General features: G+C 62.2%; 17 protein-coding genes. 3 read left to right on the forward strand and 14 right to left on the reverse strand.

All coding sequences use genetic code 11. From position 1 onward, the window contains the following. Positions 1-75: 75 nt before the first annotated feature. The 14 genes from Tharo_RS03335 to Tharo_RS03400 form a co-directional block, all read right to left on the reverse strand. Entirely contained in the window at positions 76-1,146 is a 1,071-nt protein-coding gene (locus Tharo_RS03335) for a lipid A deacylase LpxR family protein (RefSeq protein ID WP_228111768.1), read from the reverse strand. Further along, complete coding sequence (locus tag Tharo_RS03340) at positions 1,146-1,640, reverse strand: universal stress protein (RefSeq protein ID WP_003050031.1); 495 nt, start codon at positions 1,638-1,640, stop codon at positions 1,146-1,148. Before Tharo_RS03340 ends, Tharo_RS03335 begins: the two co-directional genes overlap by 1 nt. Before the next feature lie 87 nt (positions 1,641-1,727). Further along, entirely contained in the window at positions 1,728-3,479 is a 1,752-nt protein-coding gene (locus Tharo_RS03345) for a PHA/PHB synthase family protein (RefSeq protein ID WP_020307805.1), read from the reverse strand. Positions 3,480-3,622: 143 nt separating this feature from the next. Next, positions 3,623-4,828, reverse strand: coding sequence for a sodium/glutamate symporter (gene gltS, locus Tharo_RS03350; protein WP_107220001.1), 1,206 nt, complete (start codon positions 4,826-4,828; stop codon positions 3,623-3,625). Then, on the reverse strand, positions 4,825-6,066 hold the full coding sequence (locus Tharo_RS03355; protein ID WP_003296531.1) for an acetate/propionate family kinase: 1,242 nt from the start codon (positions 6,064-6,066) through the stop codon (positions 4,825-4,827). Before Tharo_RS03355 ends, gltS begins: the two co-directional genes overlap by 4 nt. A 76-nt stretch (positions 6,067-6,142) precedes the next feature. Then, on the reverse strand, positions 6,143-6,895 hold the full coding sequence (locus tag Tharo_RS03360) for an SDR family NAD(P)-dependent oxidoreductase (protein ID WP_100773649.1): 753 nt from the start codon (positions 6,893-6,895) through the stop codon (positions 6,143-6,145). A 43-nt stretch (positions 6,896-6,938) separates the two neighbouring features. Then, entirely contained in the window at positions 6,939-8,360 is a 1,422-nt protein-coding gene (locus Tharo_RS03365; RefSeq protein WP_100773648.1) for a bifunctional enoyl-CoA hydratase/phosphate acetyltransferase, read from the reverse strand. Next, positions 8,357-10,786, reverse strand: coding sequence for a DUF3141 domain-containing protein (locus tag Tharo_RS03370; protein WP_107220002.1), 2,430 nt, complete (start codon positions 10,784-10,786; stop codon positions 8,357-8,359). The genes Tharo_RS03365 and Tharo_RS03370 overlap by 4 nt, the downstream gene beginning before the upstream one ends. A gap of 85 nt (positions 10,787-10,871) precedes the next feature. Further along, entirely contained in the window at positions 10,872-11,618 is a 747-nt protein-coding gene (gene phbB, locus Tharo_RS03375) for an acetoacetyl-CoA reductase (RefSeq protein WP_100773646.1), read from the reverse strand. Beyond that, positions 11,608-12,069, reverse strand: a complete 462-nt coding sequence (locus tag Tharo_RS03380; protein ID WP_100773645.1) for a phasin family protein — start codon at positions 12,067-12,069, stop codon at positions 11,608-11,610. The genes phbB and Tharo_RS03380 overlap by 11 nt, the downstream gene beginning before the upstream one ends. Before the next feature lie 49 nt (positions 12,070-12,118). After that, complete coding sequence (locus Tharo_RS03385) at positions 12,119-13,249, reverse strand: ABC transporter permease (protein WP_107220003.1); 1,131 nt, start codon at positions 13,247-13,249, stop codon at positions 12,119-12,121. A gap of 1 nt (position 13,250) precedes the next feature. After that, positions 13,251-16,013, reverse strand: coding sequence for a ribosome-associated ATPase/putative transporter RbbA (gene rbbA / locus Tharo_RS03390; RefSeq protein ID WP_107220004.1), 2,763 nt, complete (start codon positions 16,011-16,013; stop codon positions 13,251-13,253). A 3-nt stretch (positions 16,014-16,016) separates the two neighbouring features. Further along, positions 16,017-17,096, reverse strand: coding sequence for an HlyD family secretion protein (locus Tharo_RS03395; protein WP_107220005.1), 1,080 nt, complete (start codon positions 17,094-17,096; stop codon positions 16,017-16,019). 14 nt (positions 17,097-17,110) lie between these two features. Continuing rightward, entirely contained in the window at positions 17,111-18,598 is a 1,488-nt protein-coding gene (locus Tharo_RS03400) for an efflux transporter outer membrane subunit (RefSeq protein WP_107220006.1), read from the reverse strand. A gap of 451 nt (positions 18,599-19,049) precedes the next feature. Between Tharo_RS03400 and Tharo_RS03405 the strand changes: the two genes are divergently transcribed. From Tharo_RS03405 to Tharo_RS03415, 3 genes are read left to right on the forward strand one after another with little or no spacing between them, the layout of a single operon-like run. Continuing rightward, the gene (locus Tharo_RS03405) at positions 19,050-19,688 is read left to right on the forward strand and encodes a TetR/AcrR family transcriptional regulator (protein WP_107220007.1); all 639 of its coding nucleotides are present in this window, start codon (positions 19,050-19,052) and stop codon (positions 19,686-19,688) included. A gap of 8 nt (positions 19,689-19,696) precedes the next feature. Beyond that, positions 19,697-20,731, forward strand: coding sequence for an Lnb N-terminal periplasmic domain-containing protein (locus Tharo_RS03410; protein ID WP_018715740.1), 1,035 nt, complete (start codon positions 19,697-19,699; stop codon positions 20,729-20,731). Continuing rightward, positions 20,728-22,668, forward strand: coding sequence for an esterase/lipase family protein (locus Tharo_RS03415; RefSeq protein ID WP_018715741.1), 1,941 nt, complete (start codon positions 20,728-20,730; stop codon positions 22,666-22,668). Before Tharo_RS03410 ends, Tharo_RS03415 begins: the two co-directional genes overlap by 4 nt. The last annotated feature ends 6 nt before the right edge of the window (positions 22,669-22,674 follow it).

A 22,674-nucleotide genomic window follows, 5' to 3' on the forward strand; every position in this document is an offset into this window, starting at 1 on the left:
CACGAACAATCAGTCCCATGCCGACGAACAACGACAGGACGGCCCGTATGGAGTCGAGGAAGGAATCGACCGGCATCAGAATTTCCTTCCTACAGTGATCGTTCCGTAGACCGGGATTTCTTTTTGTCCCCGGAATTCGCGTGTGCGGTGGTAGCGGGCTATCGCGATGCGCCAGTTGCCTTGGGTAATCGCGACGCCGTAGCCGACATCCGCCACGAGTGGCCGCTTATCAACGCTATGGCCGGACTTGAAGGTATTGCCATCCAACGTGATGTCGTGCAGAACCCAGCGAGCGTCTAGCGCCACGAAGAGGTGGCCGTTCCAGTTGCTGCCAGCGGTCGTGCGCACGGGCGAGGTGTTCTCTCCGGCAGGCCGTAGCGGTGCCGTGCCTAAATCATCAGGCAGGCGCAGCCCATAGCGCAGTTCTCCACCGACATTCGCGTAGGTGGCGAAGTTGCCGAAGCTGCCACCCCAGTGGCGGGTCAGATCCCAGCCCCAACCGCTGACGTCTTCTTGCCTGAAGACTCGTGTTCGGCGTTCGTGCAGCAACTGCAGCACAGGCTCGTCGCGCAGTTGGTGTCGCCAGCCATTGAATTTGTCGACGCCGATGGTGTCATGCCACCAGTTCTGGGTTTGCCTGGCCAAGGAGGAGGGGCCCACAACACCGACGCGGATTTGTGAGGTACGCAGCGTATCGCCGCGCCGCGCGTTGTAGCCGAAGCTCAACATCATTGCGCCGGCGAAAGGGCGGTCGTCTTTGATCAGATCGCTGCGCGTTTTGTCGCTGGGGGTGTACATCATCTGTCCGAAGCCGATGGTCATGTTCTGTTCGTCAAAACCCTCGGGTTGCAGCACCGTGAGAAAACGATTCAGCCCACGGACGAGACGGGGTAGGCAAGGGTCATCGCGATAGTCCACAAGGTTGGGGGAGACCCAGCTGACGAGAAATCCATTGGAGTAGCCTTGATCTTGTCCAATGCCGCCGAACATGTCGTTGTCGATCCGCAGATTGAGCGTTCCCGTTGAGCGCAGCGGGTTGTCCTGGTGGCAGGACTGGGCCTGTGCGGAGGCGCTCAGCAATAGCAGCAGCAAGGAGGCTGCGACTTCCAGCCTCCATTCAGCGGGGTCGCTGGACTGAACTTTCATCACGCTGGCGTGCCACCCTGCCCAGGGGTTGCAGTCACAATGACCGATTGGGACTGGCGCACCAGCATCACTGGAACTGGTGCGATGCGAGCGAGCTGCTCTGCATCGCTTCCCATCAGCAGCCTGTCCACGCCCCGGCGTCCGTGGGTACCCAACACCACCAACTCGCATTGAGTAGTCAGTGCCTGCTGAGCGATGAGCACCGAGACGCGCTCGCCGTTGCTTTCCAGAAGGACGGTCTCAACCACCAGGCCTCCCTGCCTCAGCCGCAGCGCCGCCTCGTCCAGCAGCTTCTGCCCGGCCGCCAGGAAGCCCGGCCTCACTTCTTCAATATAGATCCTCGGCCTCTCGAAGCCGTTGCTATGCTTCATCTCCTCGATGACGTGCAGCAAGACGATGGTTGCGCCATTCAGGCGTGCCAGCACCGCAGCGTGGTGGAGCGCCAAATCGGCAGTAGGACTTCCGTCGAGCGGAACCAGGATTCTTGAGTACATGAATGTCTCCAGTTATCAGAGTAGAACGGGATGACGAACAGATATTGCGTATACCGTGTCGCAATAGCGGACGCGGGATACGCTTATTCAGTTGCGTACATATTCCCCTGGGGCGTCGCAAACAGTGGGGTATCCACTGGATTCAGCACCTATGAGCGGAGGCGCAACAACATCACCGGAACGCTCTCGCAGCCACGCCGACCATGCGGGCCACCAGGAATCCGGATGCGTCTGCATCGTCGCTTGCCACTCATCCGGCGCCATGTATCCATCACCGGCCGCGCGGGTATGGATTTGATATTGGCGGTTACCTCGGCCGGGCTCGCTCACGATGCCGCCGTTGTGTCCTCCAGTGGTCAGCACGAAAGTCAGCTCGGCCGAAGACAGGAGATGCAGCTTGTAAACCGAGCGCCAAGGCGCAATATGATCCGAGGCAGTGCCGACGCAAAACACCGGTACAGCGATGTCTCCCACTGAAACGGGGCGACCCGTGACGGGATAACGCCCCGCGCTGAGATCGTTATTCAGGTAAAGGCGTCGGAGATACTGCGAATGCATCTTCGCGGGGAGGCGAGTCCCATCGGCATTCCAAGCCATCAGGTCGGTCATTGCCCGGCGATCGCCCAATAGGTATTCGTCAATCATGCGAGACCATATGAGATCGTAGGAACGCAGTAGCTGAAAAGCTCCGCTCATCTGGTCGGAGGTCAAATAACCGGTTTGAGCCATGCTGGCTTCCAACAGCGCCACTTGACTCTCGTTGATGAAAAGACTCAGCTCGCCCGGTTCGCTGAAGTCCGTCTGTGCGGCAAGCAGGCTTACCGACACCAGCCGCGTATCGCCATCACGCGCCATGGCTGAAGCACCAATGGCCAGTAGCGTTCCGCCCAGGCAATAACCAGCCGCGTGGACTCCATGCCCGGGGACGACGGAAGTCACAGCGTCCAGCGCTGCATGCAGGCCGAACTCCAGGTACTCATCCATGCCCAAATCTCGATCCTCAGCATCCGGATTTCTCCAGGAGATGCAAAAAACCGTATGCCCTTGCGCAACCAGATACCGTATCAGCGAGTTATGCGGTGACAGATCCAGTACGTAGTACTTCATGATCCAGGCAGGAATGATCAGGATCGGTTCGGGATGGACTTTCTCGGTAGTGGGCGTGTACTGAATCAGTTCGATCAGTCGATTTCTCAGAACGACTTTTCCTTCCGTGACCGCTACGTCGCGCCCAACGACGAAGTTCTCCGTTCCCGCGGGAGGCTGGCCGGATAGTTGCCGACGCAAGTCGTCGAGAAAGTTGGACGTCCCCCGCGCTAGATTGGCGCCTTGCTCTGCGATGGTTCTTTTCAGGACAACGGGGTTGAAAACCGCAGCGTTGGCGGGCGAAAGCATTTCCAGCCACTGTTTGGCGCCAAACGCCAGCAGGCGTTGGTGTTTCGGATCCACTCCCCACACCCCCTGCGTGGCCTGCTCCCACCATTTGGTCTGATTGACGAATGAACTGCGGAAAAGGTCGTAGGGCCATTGATCCCATGCAGGATCGTTGAAGCGGCGGTCATTGACAGGTGACCGGTCAGGAGCGGTGGCTCCCCGGTCCGGGTTGGCCGGATTCTTCTTCAATACGGCCATCCATTGCTCGGACAGGGAGGCTGCAAACGCCAAAAGCTCGGCTTGCTTGCCAGGACTGTTTGCTAAATGGCTCGCCCAGTCCACCCACGCGAGCAACGATGTCTCCGGCGAAATAGACGACCAAGCCTGTGCCCAAGCGACATGGGCATCCCCATCCAACTTCGGATTGATGGCTGAGTCGATATTGCCGTTCTTTTTATTCGTCAAAGCGTATTACCTCTATTTCTGCACAAGTAGAAAGAGCCCCTTGCTTGAAAACGGGAGTCGATTGCGATTTCCTGGGCGACGACGCCTCGCCAGCGCGTCAGCGATGTATCCATCTGCCAGCTCGCTCCGCTGTTTCGCTTCGCCTAACCGGCCATCAGGCTGATTACCAGTGCGTTCGCAATATCGATGACGAACCCACATACCAAGGGCACCACAATGAACGCCTCGCGTGCCGCACCATGCTCCCGAGTCACCGCCGTCATGTTGGCGATGGCAGTGGCGGTAGATCCCAGCGCAATACCGCCGAAACCCGCGCACACCACGGCGGCTTGGTAATCCTTGCCCATTGCCCGAAAAACAATCAGCAAAACGAATGCGATGACCAAGGCAATCTGCACCAGCATCGCCGCCGTGATGAAGGCGAGCACGGGCTGCAGTTCCCAGAGCCTGAGTCCCATCAGCGCCATGGTCAGAAACAGGCCCAATGACATGTCGGAAACCAGGGCGATGCCTGGCTGCATGCTCGGCCAGTTCCATAAACGTCCGCGCCCACTTGGCCTCATCCAGTCGGCCGCCATGCGCAGGAGAATTCCGGCCAGCAGGCAGCCCACAAAGGCGGGCAGCGTGACGGCGGTACGCGCGACCAAGGCATTGATTCCGTATCCCAACATCAAGGCGAAGTTGAGCCAGAGCAATGCCAGCAGCAGGCCGTAGTAGTCCAGGCGGGCATGCTGCTCATCGCTGTGCAGTGTGCCAATTTCCAGGGCGCTGTCTCCGGAGGCTCGAAGCCGATGCCTGCGCATGAGCAGACTTGCGATCGGGCCACCGATGGTGCAGGCCGCGATCAGGCCGATCATATTCGCCGCCAACCCCAGTTCCTGCGCCTGTGCAATGCCGAGGGTTTCAACGAAGTAGTCGGACCAGGCCAAGGTGGTGCCCACGCCTCCGGTAAGGGAAATCGAACCCACCATCAGCCCGGCGCGCGGATCCAGCCCGAAGGCGCGGGCCGTCTCCATCCCGGCCAGGTTCTGCAGCACCATGAACCCGATGGCCAGCCCCGACAGGATCAGCAAGGGCCGTCCACCATGGCGCAGTGTGCGGGCGTCGGTACTCAGGCCAATAGCGGCAAAGAAGTACAGCAGAAGCGCGTCGCGCGCTTCCAGATCGAAACTGACAACGATCCCCATCCCGTAGTACAGGAGGAAGACAACCAAGGCGCAGGCCAGGCCGCCCACCAGGGATTCCGGGATGCTGTATCGACGCAAGATGCCCGAACGCGCTACCAAGCCCTTGCCAACGAACAACAGCAGAATGGCGAGCGTGAATCCATGGAAGGCATCGATCTTCATCGCACCTTCTCCCTGTCCAGGCCGGACAGCGCATGGTTGGCGGCGATCCACTCTTCATTGGTGGGTTCGATCGCCACGAGGACCTGGCTGTGGTCGGTGGAAATCGTCGCTGCGTGGCTGGCGTTGGCGTCGGTATCCAGGGCAATGCCAAGAAAACCCAGTGCCGCACAGATGCGCTCGCGAATGAAGGCGTTGTGTTCACCGACACCCGCCGTGAACACCAGCATGTCCAGGCCGCCCAGAACAGCAATCAAGGCCCCGATCTCGCGCACGATGCGGCGCACGTAGAGGGCCAGCGCCAAGCGCGCTCGCTCACCCGTTTCGCCTGCATCGTTCTCGTGCCGGACAATGACGCGCGGCTCGGCCGAGATGCCCGAAACGCCGAGCAGACCGGACTCGTGATAGAGGACGCGCCCCACTTGCTCCAGTGAGAGCTTCTCGATTTCCATCAGGTAGAGCACCGCGCCCGGATCGAGCGCGCCGGTGCGGGTGCCCATCATCAGGCCGTCAAGCGCGGAGAAACCCATGGTGGTGGCCATGCTTTTGAGCCCTTGCATGGCGCACAGGCTGGCGCCGCTGCCCAGGTGGGCGACGACGGTGCGTCCCCGTGCAGCGTCGCCATGGCGCTCGGGCAAGGCCACCGCCATGTACTCATACGACAGGCCGTGAAACCCGTACCGGCGCAGACCGCGCTCCCATGCGGCATAGGGCAACGGCAGGATCTGCTCGACCTGGGGCAAAGTGTGGTGGAAGGCCGTGTCGAAGCAGGCCATCTGTGGCAGATCGGGCTGCTCCCGCAGCAGGATCTCCACGGCTTCGAGTGCGAATGGCTGGTGTAGCGGGGCCAGAGGAATGTAGCCCTTGAGGTCGGCCAGGACATTCTCGTCCACGCACACTGGCATGAAATATTTGCTGCCGCCGTGGACGATCCGATGGGCGACCGCACCGATCCGGCGACCGTCGAGCCGCTGACTGACACGATCACGGATGAGGCGCAGCGCGGCAGGATAGGGATGTGCCGTGTCCAGTTTGATCGGGAACGGCGCAACCCCGGTCTCTCCGAAATCCGGATCGGCACCGCCGATCCCCTGCACCTTGCCATTCCACAATGCCTGGCGAGGCAGTGGCGTGGCCGAGGGATCGAACACCGCAAACTTGATGCTGGATGAACCGCAGTTCAGTACAAGGATCAGTCCGTGCCCGGGGCGTCCGGAGCGGGCCGTGGTCGCATCCATCATGTCGTCCTCTTTTTGCCCGGCCCCGGTGACGTCGCCACGGTGTGCGGGTATGCCTGCACTCTCATCGTCGTCAGATTCAGCGTGCCGTGTAGCCGCCGTCCGCGATGAGCTGGGTGCCCGCAAAGAAGCTGCTTCCTTCCGATAGCAAAAACGCCACGGCATGGGCGATTTCGTCCGGGGTCCCCAGACGGCCGATCGGATGCAGGCCAACGGCCTCCTGAAGGGCCGATTCGTCCAGGAAATCCAAGATGGGCGTACGCACGTAACCGGGATGGATCGAGTTGATCCGGATTCCCTGGGACGCATAGGCCAGCGCTGCCGACCGGGTCAGCCCGGTCACAGCGTGCTTGGCTGCGACGTACGCGGGGTTCGCTGCATCGCCGACCACTCCCAGGATCGAAGAGACGTTGACGATGGCACCACCTCCTGAACGAAGGATCGCGGGAATCTGATGGCGCAGGCCATAGAACACGCCGTTCAGGTTGATATCGATTACCCGGCTCCAGGCGGCAGGGTCCAATTCCCCCACTGGGCTCTGGTCGCCACTGATACCGGCGTTGTTGACCGCAAAATGAAGGCCGCCGAACGTATCGACTGCGCAGGCCACAGCAGCCTCAACGTCATCGATGCGTGCCACGTCGGCCACATTGGCCACGGCTTGGCCGCCATCGGCGCTGATGAGCTTGGCGACGCGCTTCGCATTGTCGGCGCTGACATCCGAGACGACGACACTCAAGCCGTTGCTCGCAAGAAGTCGCGCGATGGCCTCGCCAATGCCGGATCCTGCACCGGTGACCAGGGCTGCGCGGCCAGAAAATGAGTACTTCATGGTGTTTCCTCCAATAAGATGGATAAATGACTGATATGTCGATTCACGGCGGTGACAGCCGATAGTGGTGGGCGAGCATCAGTGCAATCGCGCATGAGGCGATGCGCGTATCACGCGAGTCGGCACGGCTGGTCAGAATGACCGGCACCTTGGCTCCAAGGACGATCCCAGCGCTGGCTGCGCCGCCCAGGAAGATCAACTGCTTGGCAAGCATGTTGCCGCTCTCCAGGTCAGGCACGACGAGGATGTCAGCCTGCCCGGCGACCTCGGAGACGATCCCCTTGGTGCGCGCAGCGGCGATGGAGATTGCGTTGTCGAAGGCCAACGGCCCGTCGAGCAAGCCGCCATTGATCTGGCCGCGATCGGCCATCTTGCACAGCGCCGCTGCGTCCAGCGTGGCCGTCATCGTCGGGCTGACCGTCTCGACTGCGGCCAAGATTGCGACCTTGGGTTCGCGCACGCCGATCACCTGCGCCAGCTCGATGGCGTTGCGGATGATGTCTGCCTTCTGTTCCAGAGTCGGGGCGATATTGATCGCCGCATCGGTAACGATGAACGGGCGCGGATAGGCAGGTGTCTGCAACAGGAAGCAATGGCTGACCCGGCGCTTGGTGCGCAACCCCGCTGCTGCCGAAACCAGCGCGGACATCAGCTCGTCGGTGTGCAGGCTCCCTTTCATCAGGGCTTCGACTTCACCTGCGGCTGCCAAGGCGACAGCTTGCTGCGCAGCGGCGTGGCTGTGCGGGACGTCCACAATGGCGACGTCGGTCAGGTCCAACCCGGCCTCGGTGGCGACTGCTTCGAGCCGCACCCGTGGCCCGACCAGCACCGGCTCGATCAACCCCGCCTGGCGCGCTTCGAGCGCGGCGGACAGGCTGGGGGCATCGCACGGGTGGGCGACGGCCACCCGAATCGGTTGCAAGTGCGCGACATGCGCCAGCAGGTGCTGCAGGCCTGTGCGGCCCTGCGCATCCGGGTGTATTTCCGGCAACGCGGTGCGCGCTCGTTCCATGCGCTCAGTGGGCGCCACGACCTCTACCTGGCCTTGGAAAACCGCCACCCCCGTCTGGTTGGTGCAGGTGCAGGCCAGCGTGACATGGTGGGTGGCCGTGTCCTTGCTGGTCACCTGCATCTGCACGGTCAGCCTGTCACCGGGCCGAACCGCTCCGAGGAAGCACAGACTCTGGCTGACATATTGGGTTCCAGGCCCCGGCAGCCGTGTTCCCAGCACAGCCGAGATCAGGACGTTTGCACAAATGGCCTCCGTGGTGTCCCGAGCGCTTGAGGACGCAGCAGGTTCCGGGTCCACATCGCCTGATTGCAGCGCGAACATGTGGATGTCTTGCGGCGAAAACGCGCGTTCGAGGCTGGCGCTGTCGCCGATGGCGATCTCGTCGAAGGTGCGGTTGCGCAGAACCTGCAATGCGTCGGCAGTGGCATCGACCGGTGTGGACGAGGTCGTCATTTGCCTTTCCCTCGCCGTGTTTGACTTGTCCGCAGCGCGACTGGCGTCTTGGACACAGTTTTCTTCTGAGGCGCCTTCGGCTTTGGCGAGGATGTTTGGGGTTTCGTGTCCATAACCGCAGCGGAAGTGTCACCGGCAGAGCTTGGCATGGCGGGTGCCGAGTTCCCGTCCACGGCTGCAGCGGACGTTTCATTGGCGGGACTTGCCATCGCGAGCGCCGAAGCCGCCTGCGCCTCGCACGCCGCCCGCTTGAACAGGGTGGAAACCTGCTCCAGTCGGGTTTGCTCGTGTGCGGACAGCACATCACCGCTGCCAATCACCTGCACGATCATTCCCGCTACCTGTCGGATGTCCTCAGGCGCTATGCCGTTGAGCAATCCGGGGATGGCGGACACCATGGCGTCCTCATCGAGCCTCATGAGCAAAGCCTGCCGACGCACGAGGTGGCGGAAAGCCTGCATGTCGAAGTCATTTGTCAAATGAGGGCGCACCAGTTCCTCTGCGTGCCGAAAGTGCCGCCCGTCGGCCTCCCCACGCGCCGCGAGCACGAAGAACAGCGCCCGTATGGCGGCTTCGGTTATCCCGCCGTTGTGAATATCCGCTTCGAGCCGTGTCAACTCTTGCGCCAGATACTGGCGATGTTCGGGCGTCTCGCTAGGATGGGGTCGCGGCGGCGCATCGTCGTGCAGGCTCTGTCCTGTCATGGCCTGAACCAGCGGCAGGCTGTACAGCATGTCAAAGGCCTGTGCGTAGATTTGGTCGCGGCAATCACGGAATTGATCCAGCATCTGTTCGACGGCGGTGGAAAACTCCGTCTGCAGTTGCAGGAAAGGATTGGCCTCGGAGACGGTCTGGCGATGTTCGCGCACCTGTTGCGCCGCTTCTTGTACAGCGGCGGCCAGCGGGTGCCGATCGGACCACAATTCATAACCCATGCGCAGTGGATGCAGCGGCTCCAGCCACTTCGCCCCCTGATCCGTGACCAGGGCTCGGACCCATGGCTGCACGAAGCTGCGGTAGCAGGCCAGGTTGACCTCGGAGATCCGCGCAGCGGCGGCAAAACGGCGATCGCTCTCGGGATCGGGGCGAACGATCTCACGGATTTCATCGATGTTGCTGCGGCGAATCCGGGTCAGGTAGGCGTCACTGGCTGGTTCGCCTTCCTGGGCGTCGTCGTGATGCTCGTCGATCTGCATGTGGTGGATGCCGGCTGGCAGCACGTCGATGATGTCGATGTTGGCTGCGAACTCCTGGTGCTCTTTGCGCCCGACGCTCCCGGAGACGAAGATGCCCAGATGCCCGATGCTGTCATGGGTGGCGTAGACGATGGTCTGGTCATGTCCCACCACATCCAGGTCGTTGCGGTACAGGTCGGTGATCCAGCCCAGGGCCTGGGGCGGTGGAGTGATGTTGTCCCCATAGGAGCAGAACACCACGATCGGCGAGCGAATATTGCGCAGGTCAATGCGCACGCCATCGGACGTCACCAGTTGGGCCGTACTCAGCTTGTTGCCGATGAACAGGTTGTCGACGATGTACTGCATCTCCACGTCGTTCAGGAAGACGTGGCCGCCCCAGTACTTCTCGAACTGCAGGTGGCGCGGGCCTTCCGTGTCGACCTTGGCGTACAGGTTGTACTGTTTGGTCCAAAGCGTATTGGCCGGGTCCAGGTTTTCGAAGTTCTGAACCAGCCAGGCACCATCGAACCGACCAGCTCCTAGATCGCTGGTCAATGCCGTCAACCAGCTACCGCCGGTCAGGCCGCCCGCGTAGCGCATCGGCATGTCGCCCGCCCAGTACGACAGCGGCGCGCCGGCCACGATGATCGGCCCGAACAGTTCGGGCCAGACGGCGGCTGCCATCAGGATCTGCCAGCCTGCCTGGCAATTGCCGATGACTGCCGGCTTGCCGCGGCTGTCAGGGTGCAGCTCACCGACCTTGCGCACGAAGGCTGCTTCGGCGCGCATGACGTCTTCGACGGTCTGGCCGGGAACGGGATCGGGCAGAAAGCCCACGAAGTAGCAAGGATGACCCGCCTTGAGGGCCGCGCCGACCTCGCTATCGGGTTTGAAGCCGCCAATGCCCGGGCCGTGGCCCGCGCGTGGATCGACCACCACAAACGGTCGCTTGCGCGAATCGCTCGGCGTGTCGGCTGGCGGCAGGATGCGTACGAGGCCATAGTTGACCGGCCGCGGAAGGTCCAGCCCGGACATGATGACCTCAGAGACGAAGTCGAGTACGTTCGGCGTCTGCTCCTCCAAATGCGCCTGGTACTGATTGCCGCGTTGACGGCGAACGTCGGCATACAGTATGGACCGCTGCCAGGCATCCACTGCATACTCGGTTGCCATGGCCGATAGTCGCAACGGATCCCACAGCAGCTGTCCCCAATCGGCCGTCGGTGATGTCGTGGTGTCTCGGCTCATGGTGATGGGCACTCCCTCTATGTTGAAACTGAAAAATTGAATGGAAATGAGCCGCCGGCATATCGTCTTGGCGGCCCTTCCTCAGTCAGTACATGTGCTGGCCACCATTGATCGACACGTTGCTGCCGGTCATGAATCCCGCAGACTCGCTGGCGATGAATGCCACCAGTGCGGCGACTTCCTCAGGCCGTCCCAGGCGGCCCACGGGAATTCCGGCCACCACTTGCTTGACCACGTCTTCGGCCATGCTCGTCACCATCTTCGTATCCAGATACCCCGGCGAGACGGTGTTGACCGTCACGCCCTTGCGCGCTACTTCCTGCGCGAGGGCTTTGGTGAAGCCATGCATACCGGCTTTTGCGGCGGAATAGTTGGTCTGGCCGAACTGCCCCTTCGAGCCGTTGATGGAGGAGATGTTGATGATCCTCCCCCAGCCGCGTTCGAGCATGCCGTCGATGAACGGTCGGGTGACGTTGAATACAGAATCGAGATTGACGCGCAGAACGGCATCCCAATCGGTGTAACTCAGCTTGCGGAACGTGGCATCACGCGTGATGCCGGCGTTGTTGACCAGAATGTCGATGTGGTGACCGTCTGCTTGGATGAGGCCGGCCAGTTCCTGGCAGGAGGCATGGTCAGCCACATTCGCGCCGTAGGCGATGAAGTTGTAACCTTCGCCCGCCTGGGCTTCCAGCCACGCCCCAATGCTGGCGTTGCCCGGCGAATGGACGATGAGCACGGTATGACCGGCGTGGTGCAAGGCCCGGGCGATGGCCTCGCCCAGGCCGCCGCTGCCTCCGGTAACCAGGGCAGTCCGTTGTTCAGCCAGCATTGCGGCCACCCGTCTGGCTTGGTGCGTCCTTGTCCTGTGCCGAGGCCCACACAGCTCCCCACTGTTTGAAAATATCCTGGAACGGCAGTACCGCATCGCCCTGGCCTACAGCCTGCGTGACCGATTTCTGCCAATCCTGAATGGCTTTTTGCAGGCCTTGGGTGAAAGTTGTCTGGTTCTTGATAGCGACCTGTGTCAGCGCCTGTGCGCCGCCCACGTGGTGCTGAAACTGACGCCAGAAGGCTTGTGCGGGCAGCGTTGCCAGCTCCTGCCAGTTCTTCGCCTTGAGCAGGCTTTCGATTTCGGCGCCGGACTCGGTAATGCCGTCTTTGCCCGCGCGGGTGGCGTTCTCCAGCCATTGCTGGCCGTTTTCCTGCATCAGGCGTTGGATGCGCAGCTGCAGTTCCAGGTTCGCCTTGAAGAGATTGAGAGGGATGGTTTCATTGCTCATGGTCAAACTCCTTGCTTGGGTTGAAATGCCCACTCGGGCGGTAAAACGATCAGGCCATCTGGCCGATGGTTTTGCGAAAGCGTGCTAACGACAGGAAAAACAGCACCGTTCCGATCAGGGCCAGCGCCAGGAAGGGCTGCCATACCGTCTCCAGGCCCGCGCCCCGGTAAAGGATGGCCTGACTCAGTTCCACGAAATGCGTGGTGGGCGCGATCAGCATGATGTTCTGCACGATCTCGGGCATGCTTTCGCGCGGCGTGGTGCCACCCGACAGCATCTGCAGCGGCATGATGGTAAGCATCATCAACATGCCGAACTGCGGCATGTTGCGCGCCAGGGTGGCGATGAAGATGCCCATCGAGGTGGTGGCGAACAGACTGAGCGCCGCGCCGGCGAAGAACAGCGCAATGGAGCCCTCGATGGGCACGCCCAGGACGCCGCGCACCATGAGATTGAGCGACAGAAAGGAGGCGATCAGCACGACCAGGGCCATCGACCAGATCTTGGAAAGCATGATCTGCGCGGGCGTGACCGGCATCACCAGCAGGTGCTCGATGGTGCCGTGCTCGCGCTCCCGGATCAGCGCCGCGCCAGTCAGGATGATGGACAGCAGCGTGATGTGGTTGATGATCTGAACCACCGAGCCGAACCAGGCCTTGTCTAGCGATGGATTGAAACGCGCACGCAATGCGAGATCCACAGGCAGTGGCTCAGCCCCGCGATAGCGCTTGACGAACTCATTGACCTCGCCGATGGCGATCTGCTGAATGTAGCCGCTGCCCGTGAATGCCTGGCTCATGCGGGTAGCGTCAACGTTGAGCTGCAACGCAGGCGAGCGCCGGGCCAGCACGTCGCGCTGGAAGTTGGGCGGAATGACCAGGGCAAAGGTGTACTGCCCGGCATCCATGCCCGGATCCACCCTTCCATAGTCGATCATGGCCGGTGGCGTGAACTGCGGCGGGTAGAACGCCGAGGCAATCCGCTGGGAGAGCGCCGAATTGTCTTCGTCGACGATGGCGATGGGGGCGTTGTGCAGCGTCTCCGGCATGGACGTGGCCGAGGTGTAGACCGACGCGGTGAACACGTAGACGATGAGCGCGATCATCATCGGATCGCGCCACAGACTCCACAGCTCCTTAACACCCAGGTCGTAGATATTGGCCAGGTTTCTTCTGCTCATCTCAGCGCTCCTGCTTCTTGAGTAGCAAAACGGCTGCGCCGAGGATGACCGGGACCGACAAAAGCATCGCCCACAGCGGCCCGGTCACGTCGGCCAGGCCAAGCGCTTTGCTGAAAACGCCACGGCTGATGGAGATCATGTGCGTGGCGGGGTAGATCTCGCCGATGAACTTGCTGGAGCCTTCGAGCGAGGACACCGGATCGATCAGGCCGGCGAACTGGGTGGCAGGAATGATGGTGCCGATCATGGCGAAGAACATGGCGGCGATCTGGCTGCGCGTGACGGCCGAGGCCAGCAGCCCCATGCCTGTGGCGGCGAAGGAGAAGACCAGCGCGGCCAGCGACAGGGTCAAGAAGCTGCCCGTGACCGGCACGCCAAAGAGGGTGACCGCGAGCAGACTCATCAGCAGGAAGTTCACCATGGCCAGGCCGACATAGGGCAGTTGTTTGCCAAGCAGGAACTCGGTGCGCGTCACCGGCGTCACGTACAGATTGGTGATCGACCCGGTTTCTTTCTCGCGCACCACCGCCAGCGCGGTCAGCATGGCCGGCAGCATGAGCAGCAAGAGAGGTATCACCGCTGGCACCATGGCGGGCAGGCTCTTGACATCGGGGTTGTAGCGAAAGCGCGTCTCGACGCTCGCATTGCCGGCTGCGCTGGCGCCGCTGCGCTCGCTGGCCTGTACCAGCAGCCAGTGCTGATGCATGCCCTGAACGTAGCCCTGGACGGTTTCCGCGCGCACCGGCATGGCGCCGTCGAGCCAGGCGCCGATCTGCACGTTCTGGCCCCGCAACACGTCGCGGCTGAAGCCAGGGGGGATTTCGATGGCCAGCGACAGTTCGCCGCTGCGCATACGCCGGTCGAGATCCTCGTAATCGACGATAGGCGGGTGCTCTGTGAAGTAGCGCGAGCCGGCCAGGTTCAGCGTGTAGCTTTGGCTGAGCGTGGTCTGGTCGCGATCGAGCACCGCATAGCTCAGGTCCTCGACGTCCATGGTGATGCCGAAGCCGATCACGAACATCAGCAGCAGCGAACCACCCAGCGCCAGGGTGGCGCGCACCGGGTCACGCCGCAGTTCCAGCGACTCGCGCCACAGGTAGCTGAACATGCGGCGTGGGCTGAAGCCTTCAGCGTTGTGCCCGATGTGCTCAGTGTGTGTCGCTGGCGTCTGAATCGCCGTATTGGCGGCCTCGGTGGGGCCGGCGGGAGCGACCGTGCCGCCCTCCGCCTCGATGAGGTAGCCGATGAAGGCCTCTTCGAGGGTTTTAGCGCCGCGCTTCTCGACCAGCTTGGCGGGCACGTCGCTGTCGAGCACCTTGCCCGCATGCATCATTGACATGCGGTCGCAGCGTTCGGCCTCGTTCATGAAGTGGGTGGAAATGAAGACCGTCACCCGGTCGCGACGTGACAGCTCGATGAGCAGCCGCCAGAATGCATCGCGCGCTACTGGATCGACCCCGGAGGTCGGCTCGTCCAGAATCAACAGTTCGGGCTTGTGCACCATGGCGACCGCCAACGACAGGCGCTGGCGTATGCCCAGAGGCAGGCTGGCCGGCAAGCTGTCGATGACTTCCACCAGGCCGAAGCGCTCCACCATCTCTTCGACGCGGCCCGGAATGTCCTTCGGGGGCACGCTGAACAGCTTGGCGTGCAACTCCAGGTTCTGGCGTACCGTGATTTCGCTGTAGAGCGAGAATGCCTGCGACATGTAGCCGACGCGGCGGCGGGTGTCCAAGTCATGCGGGTCCACCTCATGACCGAACAGCCAGGCTCGTCCCTCGCTCGCCGGCAGTAGCCCGGTGAGCATCTTCATCGTCGTAGACTTGCCGCAGCCGTTGGAGCCGAGGAAGCCGAAGATTTCACCGCGCCGGATGCGGAAGGAGACACTGTCGACGGCAACGAAGTCGCCAAAGCGCATGGTCAGCCCCTGGGCCTCGATGGCGATATCGTCCGCGCCGCCATCCGGCAAGGGGGGAATGACTACCGCTTGGTGTCCGCGCTTTTTCTCTTCCGGCAGCAGGCGGATGAACGCCTCTTCCAGATTCGGGCTGCCTGTTCTTTCCAGCAACTCCTGCGGTGTGCCGGTGGCGAGGACCTTCCCGTCGTCGATGGCGGCCAGCCAATCGAAGCGCTGGGCCTCGTCCATGTAGGCCGTGGCCACGATCACGCTCATGCCGGGGCGATCGGCGCGGATACGCTCGATCAGATCCCAGAACTGGGCACGCGCCAGCGGGTCCACGCCGGTCGTCGGTTCATCAAGGATCAGGAAATCCGGGTCGTGGATCAGCGCGCAGCACAGGCCGAGCTTTTGCTTCATGCCCCCGGAGAGCTTGCCTGCCGGGCGCGACAGGAATTTGAACAGGCCGGTGGCCTGGGTGAGCTCATCGATCCGCTGGCGGCGCTCTGCGGCGCCATGACCGAATAGGCGCGCGAAGAATTGCAGATTCTCCTCGACCGAGAGCGTCGGATACAGGTTCTTGCCCAACCCCTGCGGCATGTAGGCGATGCGCGGGCACACCAGCTTGCGGTGGGCCTTGCTGGCCATGTCGCCACCGAGCACCTCGACCGTGCCTTCCTGGATGATGCGCACACCGGCCAGCAACGAGAGCAGGCTGGACTTACCCACGCCGTCGGGGCCGATCAGACCGACCATCCGTCCAGCGGGGATGTCCAGGTCAATGCCATCCAAGGCAATGACGTCGCGGTAGCGCAGTCTTACCTGGCGGACACTTGCAACGGTCGCGAGCTGCGCGCTGTGGCTCATACCTTACTCCGGCACACGAACGGAGAGGTTCTGAGGCCACTCGGCCTTGGCGTCGAGCTTGACCCAGGCTACGCCGGGCAGACCGGTCTTGACCTGGTTCAGGTGCTCACGCAGCAGCTCCTGCGAGATCTGTGCGCGCACGCGAAACATCAGCTTTTGTCGCTCACTGGCGGTTTCCACCGTCTTGGGGGTGAACTGCGCTGCGCTGGCGACGAAGGAAACGGTGGCTGGAATCACATACTCGGGCGCGGCATCCAGAATGATGCGAACCTCCGAACCCAGCGCAACGCGGCCGGCCACGGTTTCGGGCAGGAAGAAGGTGATGTACACGTCCGACAGATCAAGGAGGTTCAAGACACGTCCGCCCGCTCCAAGCACCTCGCCGGGTTGCGCGACACGCACCTGAACCCGTCCGTCGCGCGGAGACCGCAGTTCGCTGTCGCGGATGTCGGCTTCGATGCGGCTGATACTGGCCGTAGCGGCGGACACGCTGGACTGCGCGCCGACAAGCTGCGCCCTGGCGGCTTCGACCGCGGCGCGGGCAGCGGCGGCCTGTGCCTTGCTGGCCGCGAGGGTCGCCTGGGCGCCCCGTACGCGCGCCCGGTCATCGTCCAATTCTTGTATCGAGGCGGCGCCTTCTTGGGACAATGTCTGCGAACGTTTCAGCCGCCGTTGCGCGGCATCGAGCTCAGACTCGCGCTGACCAACGAGTGCCTGCGCCGCAACCACGTCGGCTTCACGCAGCGCCACCTGGGCCTGTGCTGCGGTCACCGAGTGCTCGGCCTGTTCACGCATGGCGAAGGCTTCGTCGCGCTGCGCCTCGAGCGTTTCCAGTTGCATCCTGGCCAGTGGCTGGCCCGCTGCGACGAAATCGCCTTCACGGACCAGGATGTCTTCGATACGTCCAGGAAGCTTGGTGGCGATGTCGATCTCGGTGGCTTCGATGCGGCCATTGCCGTTGACGAATCCTTCGCCGGGGCCGCTGTCAGCAAGCCCCGTCCAGCCCCACCAGGCCAGGGCGACAACAACCGCTGCAGCGAAAGCGACCAGGAGTTTTTTCTTGAGAGAGGGGGAGACAGTCATGGGTTCGGCGTGCCTTAACGGGTTGATGGGGTGGAAGCGGGAGTCGAGGCCGCACCCTGTGCCTCGCCGGCTGCGGCGAGGGTGCCGCCGCCGAGCGCGGCATACAGCGCCACTTGGCTGGACAGCAGCGCGCGGCGCGCCTGTACCAGTTGTTGCTGGGCTCCCAGCAGATCGCGTTGGGCATCCAGCACTTCCAAGAAGGCGGCCGAGCCGTTGTCGTAGCGCAACTTGGCCAGGCGTGCGCGTTCGCTTTGCGCTTCCAGGTTGGCTCTCTGGATCGTCAACTGCTCAGCCAGCCAGTGCTTTGCGCTCAGCGCATCGGCCACCTCGCGGAAGGCCGATTGAATGGTTTTTTCGTATCCGGCGACGGCGATGTCGCGGCGCACTTCGCTCAGCTCCAGATTGGCGCGGCGGCGCCCGCCATCGAAGATGGGCAGCGACAGGGTGGGCATGAAGGTCCAGGCGCGACTGCCGGAATCGAACAAGCCATTCAAGTCGGAGCTGGCCGTGCCGAAGCTGCCGGTCAGCGCAATGCGCGGCAAGAACGCCGCGCGGGCCGCGCCGATGTGGGCATTGCTGGCACGCAATTGGTGTTCGGCGGAAATGATGTCCGGGCGACTGACCAGCAGCTCCGAAGGCAGACCGGCCCGCAGCTCAGCCAGAACCGTCGTTTCATCGAAGGGTGCCTTGGCGGGCAGCGGGCCGGGATCAGCGCCTACCAGCAGTGCCAGGGCGTGCAGTTGCGTGGTGCGAGCTTGCTCAAGCTGCGTCAGCAGCGCCTGAGCTTGGTTCAGCAGGGTCTGGACCTGTGTGAGATCCAGCTTCGAGGTCGAGCCGACTTCGACGCGGCGCCGGAAAATGCGATAGGACTCCTCGCGGGTGGTCACGGTTTGCCGTGCGATCGCCACGCGTTCGTCGATCTCGCGCAGGCCAAGATAGCCGTCTGCCACCTGGGCGATCAGCGCCAAATGGACGGCCTGGCGAGCCGCGTCGGAAGCCAGCCAAGTTTGCAGGGCGGCGTCTTCCAGGTTGCGGATCCGACCCCACAGATCCAGTTCCCAGGTGGTCAAACCCACCTCGGCCCGGTACTCGCCGCCCACCTGCGATCGGCCCGACATGTTCAGGTCGCCAGGGACGCGCGCGCGTCCACCTTGGGCGCCCACGCCCATGGCAGGAAAACGATCCGAGCGCTGAATGCGGAATGTGGCGCTGGCTTCCTCGACGCGCAGCGCGGCCACGCGCAGGTCGCGGTTGTTTTCCAGCGCGGTCTCGATGAGGCGTTGCAGCAAGGGGTCAGTGAAGTACCCCTGCCAGGCAAGCTCTCCCGCGTGGGCGCCGTCGGTGCCTGATCCAAGATGCGCGGGCCAGGCTTCGGGCACGGGCAATGGCGGGGTGTCTGGCGCCGGAGCGAGCGACATGCAGCCGGTCAAGACGACGGCGCTCAGGGCCAACGAGGCAGCGCGCAATCTGAACGCAGGAAACAACGGGGAAGTTGGGAGCATGGTCACGTTCCGTACAGGTATCGGGCTGAAGAGGGTCTGGTCGCAGAGGAGGGAATGGCTGCCACCCGCGCAATGCGGGGTTCGTGGCTGGTGTCCGCAGGCCCTACTTTCTTGCTTGCAAGTGCTGTCAAGCCCACTTCATCTCCTTGTTGATATGTGCATCCCCGTGTTCCCCGGCTGGTTGATAGGGCGCTCTTCCTGTGTCGTAACCCGATGTGCCAGGTTCACTCGCGCCCTGTGTTGATCTGCATTGTGAAATCTGAAAACAAACGACTGGACGGTTGTTTTCAATTATACGTTACAATCCAAGAACCGCAATCAGCGGGCTCGTCGGTCATTGACGCAGGTCAATTCGAGCTGCCGGCTTGGGTTCAAGGAAGGCCCTGATTCTTGGTAGAGCCGGTGACAGGCCCATGGGAACACCCCTCAGATCTTTGAACAGAGCCTTTGAATGCCACCCAAGAAAGATGACGCGCCAGACAACAAGCGCCGCTACCTGTCCTCTGCCGCCAGGAAAGAGGAAATACTCGACGCGGCCCTGGTCGAATTCGCGGATCGGACATACAACGCAGTGTCGATGGAGCGCCTGGCGGAATGCGCGGGCTTGTCCAAGGCTGGCATCTATGCCCACTTCAAAAGCAAGGAAGAAATTTTTCACGCCTTGCTCGAACGTACGAGGAAGCAGATTTGTGATTTCCAGGGCTGGCTCCCGGATGAGGATCTGACGTTGCCAGAGCTGGTAGATGTCTACCTGGATCGCCTGTACGCGACCTTCAGCTCCCCTGCCACGATGTCGATCTACCGGCTGCTTCTGGCCGAAAGCGCCCGAACTCCAGAGCTGGTGCAGCGTTGGCACAACGAAGTTGCGCTCGGGCTGAAAGAGCGGGCGCAGACGATCATCCACCGCAACATACGCCGAGGCGTCATTCGCCCAGGCGTCTTGACCGAACACTTCTTCCCGTTGGCGCTCGCGCCCGCAGTGCTGTGGCTGAGTTCCTCGATGCTGTCCAAGGGGAATCCTTCCATCTCGCTGGTGCAGTTACGGGATGCGCACCGGCAACTGTTGCTTGAGCTTTTGCAGCCTCAATGAGCGGAGTGATGCACAGAGTCCTGCGCGCCCTTGCAGGCTTGGCGATCGGCTTTGTGGTACTGCTGCTGACTGTGTGGGGTGCGCTGGCTCTGTGGCATCAGATGCCGGGACCTTCGGTGGTGCGATGGTTCGTCATTGCCATGTGGTCCACATTGGGTGTGACCGTTGTCTTGTCGCGGGCGGGCTTGCTTGGGCGGCGCAATCGCAACATCGCCGGATTCGCATTTGTGATCGCAGCCGCCTCCCTGCTCATGTGGTGGGGGACGCTGCAGCCGTCACACCAGCGTGTATGGGCTGACGATGTCGCTCAGTTGCTGGAGGCCAGGATCGACGGCAACCATGTTCACCTGAATAATGTGCGCAACTTCCAGTGGCGCAGCGAAACCGACTACACCCCGCAGTGGGAGAGCCGCACATACGACCTGGATCGTCTGCGCAGCGCCGACTTGGTGCTTTCCTACTGGATGGGGCCGCACATCGCCCACACCCTGGTGTCGTTCGGCTTCGATGGCGGTGAACGCGTGGTGTTCTCGCTGGAAATTCGCAAGGAACGCCATGAGTCCTTCTCGGCGGTAGGAGGATTCTTCCGTCAGTTCGAGCAGATCCTGGTAGCCGCCGATGAGCGAGACATTGTGCGTACGCGCAGCAACGCGCGAGGCGAAGATGTTTATCTCTATCGCTTGCAGATGAATCAGGCGAGTGCCCGCGCGTTGTTTCTGGAGTATCTGAACGCGGCCAATGAACTGCGGCAGAAACCGCGCTTTTACAACACGTTAACCAGTAACTGCACGACCATCGTATTCGAGCTGGCCCGGGTCATTGCGCCCGCATTGCCAATGGACTATCGCCTGCTGCTGTCTGGATATTTTGCGCGGTACGTCTACGACCTGCATGGATTGACGCCTGGCTATCGTTACGATGAATTGCAGGCACTGGGGCATATCAACGAACGTGCCCTTGCTTCCGATGTGTCAGAGGATGACTTCTCGATGTCGATTCGACAAGGCGTGCCAGGCATCCCTGCCAACGAGGTGAATCCATGAGGTTCCCGCAGGCCTGCCTTCTCATTGCATGCGCCGCTCTTGCTCCGCTGCTGCTGGGGGGCTGCTCGATCCTGCGCGAGTTCGGCCCAGTGGTTGAAGTTCATACGCTACCTGCCAGGGAGGCCATCGAACTCAAGCGCGGCGACATCCTGACACGTGGCAAGCTCAGCGATGCGACTGTCCAGACCATCAGGGTGGCGGCATTGGATGAGCAGGCATGCGCAAAGCCGATCTCCTCGGAGTGCGCGGAGGCCTTGGCTACCGTGACGGGGGTCGCCACGGATAGACGCCTGGCTGCACTGTCCGAACTATGGCTGGCGCAGGCTCAGGCCATGAAGCCCGGCTCAGCGCAGCAAGCCGCCTGGCTTGAGACGATTCGCTATGCCTATGCTTATCTGTTCCTTGGTGACCATACTCCGGGAGAGCGGGCCTTCGAGGATCGCCAGACCCAAGTGCGGGATTGGTATAACTATGCCGTCGAGCATGCGGCCACCGGCATGTTCGAAGTTCGGCAACAAATGCCGACGCAGTTGCCCGACCAGACCAGTTGGAACATTGCAGGCTGGGAACTGAAGCTGGATATGCGCGGCGCGCGCTTACCGGGCAGTACGGCGGTGCCAGCCGAACTCCTGCCAGCCTCGTCCCTGTCTTTCCGTGGATTGCGTAGCCTCTACCGGCGCGACGGCTTTGGCGCCGAGCTTGTGGCGGTCATTCCGGACGAGTCCCTGAGCGCCGCCCCAACTCGGGGTGGTCGCCCAGCGGCAAAACATGATCAGCAACCGCTGCCCTGGAGCGAGATGCCCGCGCCGTCCATGACGGTTCTGCTGCATCCCGACGGAGACAACTTGGACAGCGTGCTGCATGCTCGTACAGCCCGTCTGACGGTGCATGACCCCTATGTGGAATCGGCCATTATGCTGCGCGGCCAACGTGTGCCGCTGGCGGCCAATTTCACGGCCGGCTATGGCGTATGGCTGGCCCGTGCCAATTTCAACCGCCAGTCGCTGCGCAGCCTGCTCGGGCGCGAGGGTGGCATCGACCGCCCGCACGTCTACTTGATGCAGCCCTACGATCCGAACAGGCGGATCATCGTCATGCTGCACGGACTGGCCAGCAGCCCTGAAGCCTGGGTGGAACTCGCCAACGAAATCCTGGGCGATGAGGCCCTGCGCCAGCATTACCAGATCTGGCAGGTCTACTACCCGACCAACATGCCAGTCGCGTTGAACCACGCCATGATTCGCAGGGCGCTCGGGGATACGCTGACGCATTTCGACCCATCCGGCCAAGCGCCGGCGTCGTCCGACCTCGTGCTGGTGGGGCATAGCATGGGCGGGGTCATCGCGCGGTTGATGGTGTCGTCAACCGATCAATCGCTGGTGCAATTGGCTGCGGATCACAGTCGGTTGACGCCGCAGCAGATCAGGCGCATTGATCCCATGTTGCGCTTCGAGCCCTTCCCGAATGTCAGCAGTGCCATCTTCATCGCGGCGCCTCATCGGGGCACATCGGTCGCGGGTGGACGCCTGGGGCGCTGGATGGCGGGATTTATCCGCTTTCCCATTACGGTGCTCGAAGAACTCGCCCATACACTGGCACCCAATGCGGCCGCCAGCAGCCGTGAAAGCCTGGCAACCATTCCCAATAGCGTGAACAATCTCGACGAAAACGATCCGTTCGTGCGTACGGCGGCGGGCTTTCCCATCTCATCCCAGGTGCGCTATCACTCGATCGTGGCCCAAGCCAATTCCGAAGTGGCCCTCGATGATTCCGATGACGGTCTTGTGCCTTATCGCAGCGCACATCTTCCCGGCGCACAGTCCGAGAAAGTCATTATTTCGGGGCACAGCGTGCAACAGAGCGCGGCCGCGATACTGGAGATCCAGCGTATTCTGAGAGAGGACATGGCTCTGCGGGAAGCGCATTTACAGCCATAGACAACT

It is taken from the genome of Thauera aromatica K172 (assembly GCF_003030465.1).
GTDB classification, from domain to species: Bacteria; Pseudomonadota; Gammaproteobacteria; order Burkholderiales; family Rhodocyclaceae; genus Thauera; species Thauera aromatica.